This is a genomic window from Streptomyces wedmorensis (assembly GCF_000716445.1).
GTDB lineage: Bacteria > Actinomycetota > Actinomycetes > Streptomycetales > Streptomycetaceae > Streptomyces > Streptomyces wedmorensis.
In genome coordinates this window covers 88386-96746 of the sequence record NZ_JNWK01000026.1, presented here as the reverse complement: position 1 = coordinate 96746, position 8361 = coordinate 88386, and the positions used below count along the sequence as shown (strand labels likewise).

9 protein-coding genes are annotated in these 8361 nt (G+C 74.6%); 2 read left to right on the top strand and 7 right to left on the bottom strand.

The annotated features are described in order from the left end of the window. Positions 1-145: 145 nt before the first annotated feature. Positions 146-1891: a glycoside hydrolase family 3 protein gene (locus OO54_RS21425; protein WP_033205255.1), complete on the bottom strand. Its 1746-nt coding sequence runs from the start codon at positions 1889-1891 to the stop codon at positions 146-148. 149 nt (positions 1892-2040) lie between these two features. Here OO54_RS21425 and OO54_RS21420 point away from each other — a divergent pair, with 149 nt between their 5' ends. After that, on the top strand, positions 2041-2682 hold the full coding sequence (locus tag OO54_RS21420; protein WP_033205254.1) for a TetR/AcrR family transcriptional regulator: 642 nt from the start codon (positions 2041-2043) through the stop codon (positions 2680-2682). Positions 2683-2775: 93 nt separating this feature from the next. Here OO54_RS21420 and OO54_RS21415 read toward each other — a convergent pair whose 3' ends face one another. Further along, positions 2776-3366 carry a DUF2867 domain-containing protein gene (locus OO54_RS21415; RefSeq protein ID WP_033205252.1) on the bottom strand — a complete coding sequence of 197 codons (591 nt, stop codon included), beginning with the start codon at positions 3364-3366 and terminating at the stop codon, positions 2776-2778. 134 nt (positions 3367-3500) lie between these two features. Between OO54_RS21415 and OO54_RS21410 the strand changes: the two genes are divergently transcribed. Continuing rightward, on the top strand, positions 3501-4061 hold the full coding sequence (locus OO54_RS21410) for a TetR/AcrR family transcriptional regulator (protein WP_033205249.1): 561 nt from the start codon (positions 3501-3503) through the stop codon (positions 4059-4061). A 26-nt stretch (positions 4062-4087) separates the two neighbouring features. On the opposite strand, the gene OO54_RS21405 is transcribed toward OO54_RS21410, so the two are convergent. Genes OO54_RS21405 through OO54_RS21385 form a run of 5 tightly spaced genes read right to left on the bottom strand, consistent with a single transcriptional unit; the run spans position 4088 to position 8316 of the window. Further along, the gene (locus OO54_RS21405) at positions 4088-4702 is read right to left on the bottom strand and encodes a hypothetical protein (RefSeq protein ID WP_033205247.1); all 615 of its coding nucleotides are present in this window, start codon (positions 4700-4702) and stop codon (positions 4088-4090) included. After that, positions 4699-6024 (bottom strand): hypothetical protein, encoded by a 1326-nt coding sequence (locus OO54_RS21400; protein ID WP_033205246.1) that lies wholly within the window; start codon positions 6022-6024, stop codon positions 4699-4701. Before OO54_RS21400 ends, OO54_RS21405 begins: the two co-directional genes overlap by 4 nt. Beyond that, positions 6021-6830, bottom strand: a complete 810-nt coding sequence (locus tag OO54_RS21395) for an ABC transporter ATP-binding protein (RefSeq protein ID WP_234439367.1) — start codon at positions 6828-6830, stop codon at positions 6021-6023. The genes OO54_RS21400 and OO54_RS21395 overlap by 4 nt, the downstream gene beginning before the upstream one ends. After that, the gene (locus OO54_RS21390; protein WP_033205244.1) at positions 6827-7705 is read right to left on the bottom strand and encodes a hypothetical protein; all 879 of its coding nucleotides are present in this window, start codon (positions 7703-7705) and stop codon (positions 6827-6829) included. Before OO54_RS21390 ends, OO54_RS21395 begins: the two co-directional genes overlap by 4 nt. Continuing rightward, a complete protein-coding gene (locus tag OO54_RS21385; RefSeq protein ID WP_051787077.1) occupies positions 7702-8316 on the bottom strand; it encodes an RNA polymerase sigma factor in 615 nt (204 codons plus the stop codon). The genes OO54_RS21390 and OO54_RS21385 overlap by 4 nt, the downstream gene beginning before the upstream one ends. Positions 8317-8361: the final 45 nt, after the last annotated feature.

Here is an 8361-nt window from a genome sequence, read left to right as displayed (position 1 = left end):
CAGCCATCTGGCACAACCGGGCCAACGGAACATCACTGACCAGGTCATTGATCGCCTACGACCACTGACCAGCACTTCGGACTTACTCGTCTAGGGGTGTCCTGCCGATCGGGCCGGGCTCGCGGCGTGATCGGCCGGACAGGCCCTACAGGGTCAGGCCGTGGCCGTGCGGGAAGACCGGGTCCGCCGTGTCGTTCGGGACGTCCGGCCGGGAGGCCTCCACGGCGGCCATCGAGCGGGGCAGTTCGAAGGGGAGCCGTCCCTCGGCCGCGGCCCGGCCGAAGGCGACGTCGAGCAGGGCGTCGTCGCTCGCGCCGTAGTCGGCGATCAGCGCCGCCGCCCGCTCGGCGATCTCCGGCAGGACGGCCGGCCGCTCCAGGTTGACGCAGACGACCGTGGGCACGGCGGCCAGCAGCCCGAGGATCCGGGCCAGCTCCTCGTCCGGGAAGGCGAGGGAGCCGGAGTGGAAGAGCGACTCGAAGAGGTTCGGCCGCTCCTCGTACGGCGTGCGCAGCCGCAGCACCGCGAGGTCGGCCCCGGCGGGGTCGGCGACGACCTCGCCGTACGCCGCCGCGACCGCCGGGTCGACGTTCTCCACGTACAGCCTGGGCCGGCCCGTCAGGGGGAGCGGGCCGTCGGTGAGGACGGTGAGGGACCGGCGCTGGGCGGCGGCGCCCGCGGCCGTGAAGTCGGCGCGGCCCACCGTCTCCGCCGCCTCGTCGGGGTCGACGTACCGCCGCTCGTCGAAGAGCCCGAGCAGGAACTTCTCGCGCAGCAGACGGCGTACGGAGTCGTCGACCCGTGCCTCGGGGATCCGGCCCGACGCCATCAGCTCCACGATCACCTCGGGGCACTGCTCGCCGCCGAACTGGTCGACGCCCGCGTCGAGGGCCTTGGCCGCCCGCTCGGCCACGCTCAGGTGCTCGACGCCCCAGGCCCGTGCCTCGTGCGCCTCGCCGAGGACGACGGCGTCGGTGAGCAGCCCCCAGTCGGTGCAGACGACGCCGGTGAAGCCGAGCTCCTCGCGGAGCAGCCCGGTGACGACGCCCTTGTTGAAGCCGAAGCCGACCTCCTCCCAGTCGGTGCCGACGGGTTGGCCGTAGTACGGCATCATCTGCGAGCAGCCGGCCGCGATCGCGGCCTTGAACGGCTCCAGGTGCAGCTCGCGCAGACCGCCCGGGTAGACCTGCTCCTTGCCGTGCGGGAAGTGCGGGTCCTCGCCGTCCTTCTGCGGGCCGCCGCCGGGGAAGTGCTTGACCATCGCGGCCACCGAGTCCTTGCCGAGGCTCTCGCCCTGGAGACCGCGGACGTACGCCTCCACCAGCTCGCCCGTCAGCTTCGCGTCGGAGCCGAAGGTGCCGGACTGGCGGGACCAGCGGGGCTCGGTCGCGAGGTCGATCTGCGGGTGGAGCGCCGTACGGAAGCCGACGGAGAGGTACTCGCGGCGGACGGTGTCGGCGAAGGAGAAGACCAGCTCGGGGTCGCCGATCGCGGCGAGGCCGAGCGCCTCCGGCCAGGCGGAGAAGGCGCCGGCGTTGAAGGAGGCGCCGATGTTGTCGGTGAAGGCGTGGCGCGGGTCGGTGGAGAGCGAGACCGGGATGCCGAGGCGGGTGGCCGCCGCCATCTCCTGGACGGCGTTGTGCCAGAGCGCCATCTCGCGGGCGCCGTGGGTGCCGAGCAGGTTGAAGTGGGTGAGCTGCCGGTCCGCGATGAGCTCCGGAGTGGTGAGGGGCAGCATCGAGCCGTCCGTGGCGGTCACCGGGGTGCCGTCGGGATTCATCATCAGCATCGAGTGGAAGAGCTGCCCGGCCTTCTCCTCCGGCGTCATGCGGGCGAGGAGGTCCTCCACGCGTTCGCCGACGGGGCGGGTGGGGTCCTGGTACGGGTGCATGTCAGGGCTCCTGGGTGTGGCCGGGGAGAGCGGTGCCGCCCTTGGACGCCCTCAGGCTAGGCGCGAAAACCGAGTGCCTACTAGGTTTCTGGAATGTGTCCTGGGTCACAGCGGAAAAGCCCCATTCCGGGCCGGTCTAAGGTGGGCGCATGCCGGAGAACACGGGCCGAGCGCCCCGCAGGAGCGCAGGCCGGGGCAGCTACGCGGTCGGCGACGCGCGCCGTCAGAAGATCCTGGACACCGCCGTCGACCACTTCGGGCAGTGGGGCTTCCACGCTTCCTCCCTCGCCCGGATCGCCCACGACTGCGGCATCACCCAGGGTGGGCTGCTGCACCACTTCCGCAGCAAGGAGGACCTGCTCCTCTCGGTCCTCGCGCAGAGCGAACAGCACGACGTGGAGAGGTTGTTCAGCGACGAGCCGGCGTCGTACGCGGCCTACCTCGACACGCTCGTCGCCCTGATCGAGGAGAACACTCGGCGCCCCGGCATCGTCCGCATGTTCAACGTCCTGGTGGGCGAGTCCGGCAACGTCGGCCACCCCGCCCACCAGTACTTCAAGGAGCGCTACGCGCGCGTGCTCCGGCACACCGTCGACCTCCTGGACGCCGCCGTCCGCCGCGGCGAACTCCGCCCCGACCTCGACTCCCTCGCCGTCGCCCAGGAACACCTCGCCGTCATGGACGGCCTCCAGATCCAATGGGCCCTCGACCCGTCCTCGATGGACATGCCCTCCCGCGTCGACGCCTACCTCCGCCGCCGCTACGCGGAGATCGCCGCACCCAGGGGCTGACGGGGCCGGAGCGGGGGCGCGGGTTCGAGGGGTGCGCGTCCCGAAGGCGGCCCGGGTCCGGGGCGGCCGGGACTCGAGCGGGGGCGCGGCCCGTCAGGCGGCCGCCTTGCCCGCCTCCCATTCGCGGCCGATCGCGCCGATCAGCCTCGGGTACACGCCCAGGTACCGGAACGGCTTGATCCCCGCCATGTAGACCGCGCCGAGCAGGCCGTTGGGCTTCACCAGCACGGCCATCCGCGCGCGATGGCGCCCCGAAGCACCGTCCGGGACCCAGCCGATGTGCATCACCGCGTGCACGGTCCGGTTGGCGCTCTCCGCCACCCACTCGTCGTGCGTCTGGAAGACGGAGGTGAAGGGGACCGCTTGCAGGTCCGGCCCCCGCGTGCCCTCGCGCAGGTCCTCCGGGAGGCGGTCCCGGAGCGTCTCCACCCGCCCGCCGAGGCCGGCGGCGGGCTTGTCCCAGCCGAACAGCGCCCCCAGCTTCCAGCGGATCGCGAAGAGCGTGCGGACCGGCGGGGAGGAGAGGGCCGTCCCCCCGCTGCTCGTGAACTGCCGTACCAGGCGGTCGAGATCGTCCGGGCCGCCCGTGACGGGCAGCTCCCACACGTCCTCGACCTGGAAGTCGCCGGCGATCTCGTGGATCCGCCACGGGCGGGAGGTGTGCGCGGTGCGGGGAAGTCTCATGGTCGTACCCCTGTTCCTGCGGTCCGCCGCTTGCGCGGAGACGTCTATACGGTGGCGTATAGATCAACCGTAGACCTGTCTGTACGGCACCGTATAGTCGGGCGGAGGAGTGGCGAGGTGAGGAGGGACACACCATGGGCGCGATCCGCACACCACGGGGCCGGTGGATCGAGGAGGGCCTCCGCGCGCTCGCCGAGGGCGGCCCTGAGGCCGTACGGATCGAACCGCTGGCCCAGGCCCTCGGCGTCAGCAAGGGCGGCTTCTACGGGTACTTCGCCAACCGCGACGCCCTGCTCGCCGAGATGCTCGACACCTGGGAGCGCGAGGTCTCCGAAGCCGTCATCGAGCGGATCGAGAGCGGTGGGGGAGAGGGACGCGCCAAACTCGGCCGCCTCTTCGACTTCGTCCAGGGCGTCGCCGAAGGGCCGGTGACCGGCCTCGCCGTCGACCTCGCCGTCCGCGACTGGGCCCGGCGCGACGAGACCGTCGCCGTACGCCTCCGCCGCACCGACAACCGGCGCATGGAGTACCTGCGTTCGCTCTTCCGGGACTTCTGCGCCGACGAGGACGACGTCGAGGTCCGCTGCCTGCTCGTCTTCTCGCTGCGCGTGGCCGACCACTTCATCGCGGTCGACCACGGCGGGCGCACGCCGGCGGAGATGGCGGAGCTGACGAGGGACTGGCTGCTCAGATAGGCGCGGTGGCGCTCTCGCGCCCCTGCTCAGGCCTCGCCGGTCACGTGCCGGGCGCCCCGCCAGGCGTACAGCGCCGTCCCGGCCGCGAGGCAGAGGGCGGCGACCGTCCAGGCCTCGCCCTCCGGACCGGGTCGTGTCGCCCAGCCCCACCAGACCGCGCCGCCGCCCGCGTCCGAGGGGGCCGCGAGATAGACGACGCCCAGGTAGAAGGTGGGCGGCAGCCAGCTCAGCCGGGCCCCGACGAGGGTGGCGGCAGCCGCCGTCATGCCCACCAGGCCCAGGGTGTTGCGCACGGCGGCGGGCGCGCCGAACGCCTCCGAGTGGCCCGGCACCGCGAGGGCCAGCAGGGCCACGGCGAGCGCGGTCGGGGCGAGGAGATGGGTGAGGCGCCGGGGCCACCAGGGTCGTACCGCCGTACGGTCCAGCTCGTCGCTCGGCGTGTGCAGACTGGTGCCGATCGCGCCCGCCGCCAGCAGCGGGCCGAGGAGCACGACCGGCAGCCGTGCCGTGTGGTCGAAGTCCGGCAGCGACACCAGCCACTGGGCCGCCCAGGCGGCGGCGGCCGCCGTGCCGAACAGGGCGGCCAGCGCGCCGGGCAGGCCGCGGGAGCGCAGATAGAGGCTCAGCGGGGGGAGCTTCACGGGATCGGCACCTCGTCCGGGTGGCAGGTGTTCGCGGCCAGGAACCGGGTGAGGTACTCGCGCTGCTCGGCCGGGGACTTGGCTTGCAGCCGGTCGATGTAGGGCCGGGCCGCGGTGGTGTCGGGGCCGTAGTCGTCCGGTGTCGGCGCCAGCCACTCGATGACGGCGAGCTGGACGGTGCTCGCCCGCTCGGCGTTCGGGCCCGTGCCGTCGCCGGGTCGGCAGGAGTCCGAGAACAGCCAGTTCACGGCCGAGTTCAGATAGAGATCGGGGCGCGTCAGCCGGTTGCGCACCGCGTCCTGCCGGGCGCTGGGCAGCTCGACGTCGCCGGGGAGGGCCGGTCCGCTCGCGCCGCCCACCCAGCGGACCGGGGCGCCGGGCACCCCCTTGAGATGGGCGCTCAGCGGGGCGAGCGCCGCCGACACCGAGGGCAGCAGCCCCTCGTCCACGGCCGTCAGACACACCTGCGGCGTGCCGTCGTCGCAGACCTGCCGCGCCAGGGCGGGGTCCGGGCGCCACGGGCCCTCGTCCGGCGGCAGCCGCAGGATCAACGTGGCGGCGCCGACCGCGACCGCCAGCGGGACCAGCGCGAGCGGCCGGAGGCGGGCCGTGCGCAGCCCGTACGCGAGGAGCGCGGCGAGCGCGAGCCCCGCCGCCCACGCCATCGCCGCCGGGCCGTACCACCACACCGGCCGGTCCCAGAAGAACTGGTGCTCGCCCGCCGGACCGAGCCAGCGCGCGGGGCCTTCGCGATACGCGGCGAGGCCCAGCACCACGTACCCGGCGATCCCCAGGAGCGGGGCCGTCAGCCTCCAGCGGACCACCCGGCCGACGAGATGGCCGAGCGTGCCGAGCGCGCCGACGGCCACCGCGTCGGCGGCGAGGAGTTCGAGGAAGGGGCGCCCGGCGGAGACGTACGGCCAGGTGGCGAGGGCGCAGACGGCGTCGGCGAGGAGCAGCCCGGCGGCGGGCCAGAGCGCGGACGGGGCGACCGCGACCAGGAGGCGGCGCATCGGGGAACGGGAGACGGAATCCCACAGCTCCGTCGTCCCGCGCCGCCGGTCCCGGCCGCCCTGCCAGCAGCCGGCGGCGAGCGCGAGGGGGCCGCAGAGCAGACCGGCGACGACGTGCAGCAGGTTCGTCGTGTCGGCCCAACGGCCCTGCCAGCCCAGCCCCTTGCCGTACATCGTGACCAGGACGGTGAGGAGGACGGCGGCGCCGGTCCACGGCCCGAGCCCGCGGCGCAGCTCGGTACGGAGCGGGGACACCGTACGTACGTACGCGGCGGGCTCCGTACGGGGCGGAGTGAGGGTCGCGGTCACCGCAGCGCCTCCTTCGCGCGTGCCGCGCCGCTTCCGGAGCGCTCGCGGTGGGCGCGCAGTGCGGCCGTGTAGCCGCGCTCGATCGCGTTCGTCGTCGTGTCGCCGGGATCGGCCGACTCGCCGCCGAGAGCGGCGAGTTCGGCGGTCGTGCCGCGGAAGGCGAGCCGTCCCGCCTCGATCAGGGCGACGTCGGTGCAGGCCGCTGCCACGTCCTCCACCAGGTGCGTGGAGACCGCCACCGTCGCCTCCTTGCCGAGCTCCCGGAGCAGCGCGCGGAAGTCGACCCGCTGCTCGGGGTCGAGGCCGGCCGTCGGCTCGTCGAGGAGCAGCAACTCCGGTTCGTTCACGATGGCCTGGGCGATGCCGGCCCGCCGGACCATGCCGCCCGACAGCGTCTTCATCCGCGCGTCGATCCGGTCGGCGAGCCCGACCCGCTCGACGGCACGCTCCACGGCCGCCGGGGCCCGGTTCGCCGGCACCTCCTTGAGCCAGGCCACGTACGCGACGAACTCCCGGACCGTGAAGGCGGGGTAGTAGCCGAACTCCTGCGGCAGATAGCCGAGCCGGCGCCGGATCCCGGTGCGTTCGCGAGGGCTCGCGACGTCCTCGCCGAGCAGCTCCACCCGCCCGGAGGCGGGCGCGGCGACGGTCGCGAGGACCCGGATGAGCGAGGTCTTCCCTGCGCCGTTCGGGCCGAGCAGGCCGTGGACGCCGCGGGAGAGGGACAGGTCGAGCGCGTCGAGGGCGACGGTGCGGCGGTGCCGGACGGTCAGTCCGGTCACCGCGACCGTGGCGGGCTTGTTCACCGGGTCTCCAGGTGGTCGAAGGAGCGGCGCCGCAGCACGAGGAGGGCGGCGCAGGCGAGTGCCGCGGCGGCCCAACTCCCTTGTGCCACGGGGCCGGAGAAGTAGCGCACGAGCGCGGCGGCGCTGTCCGGGTCGGCGGTCGCCGGTGCGAGGAGCGGGCCCGTCACGGCGAGCAGCCACCCGCCGGCGAGCGTCGCGGCCGCCGCCCGGCAGCCGACGAACGAGCCGAGGGCGAGGGTCGCCAGGATCAGGGCGAGCCCCGGCAGCAGCCAGGCGGCCGCCCCGGGGAACCCGGCCACCGGCGGCAGCAGCGCCCCGCCGACGGTCAACAGCGGTACACAGACGGCGAGTACGGCGGCGGTACGGGTGAGCAGGAGCCGCAGCCCGCCGGAGGGCGTGGCGGCGGTGATCTCGTACAGCGGATCGGCGTGGCGTCCGTACGAGACGGCGACCCCGCCCAGCGGGAGGACCGGGGAGAGCGCGAGCAGCCAGCTCCGGGCGCCCTGGAACCCGGCCCCGTAGGCCAGGCCGAAGGCCCCGCCCAGGACGAGCGCCACGGCCACCACCCAGGACCCGCGCAGGGCGGGCCCGGCGGCCCACCAGAGCCGCGCCCACCGCCCGAGGGGGTGTGCGACGGTCGTCACCGGGGCGGGGCGGTGTCCCACGGAGGCCAGGAGCTCCGCCCGTACGGAGGCGAGGGCCGGACCCGCCGCCCCGGCGCGGACGGCGGCCGAGACACGGCCCGCGCAGGGCGAGCAGGACTCGACGTGCTTCTCCAGGGACCAGGCGTCCGTCTCGGGAGCGGTGCCCTCCGCGTACCGGAGCGCCAGCGCGTCGGTGACGTGCCAGTCGGCGGCGGGTCGGGGGGACGTCATGCGGTGCCTCCCAAGGGGTACGGGCCGCCGGCGCCGAGGGCGGCGCGCAGTTCGCGGCGGGCGCGCAGGGCGCGGGTCTTGACCGTGCCCTCGGGTATGCCGAGGAGCCGGGCGGTCTCGCGGGTCGTCAGTCCGTCGACGACGGTCGCCCGCAGAACCTCGGCCAGCTCGGGCGAGATCCGGTCGAGGGCGGCGCCCACCTCCCCGTACTCCAGGCCCGCGAGCACCCGTTCCTCGGTGGAGGGCGCGGGGGTGGCGGGTTCCGGGGGCGCGGCGGCGGCCCGTTCGGTGCGTTCGGCGCGGGCCCGGGCGCGCTGGGCGTCCACGAGCCGCCGGGCGGCGATCACCCAGAGCCAGCCCCCGGCCTCGCCCCGGCCGCGGTGGCCGCCGGCCGAGCGCCAGACCGTGACGAAGGTGTCCTGGAGGACCTCCCGTACGGTCTCCTCGTCCGGGCAGCGCCGGGCCAGCCGGGCGTGCAGCCAGCCCGCGTGCCGGTCGTAGAGGACGGCGAGTGCCTCGGAGTCCCCCCGGGCGACCGCGCGCAGCAGCGCCGCGTCGTCGTCCTCGTCTCCCCCTGTGGGGCCTGCCCCTGAGGGGCGCAACAGTCTCACGCCCTCTCTATCGCGTACGGACCCCCGTTCGGTTCACGGCGGGTC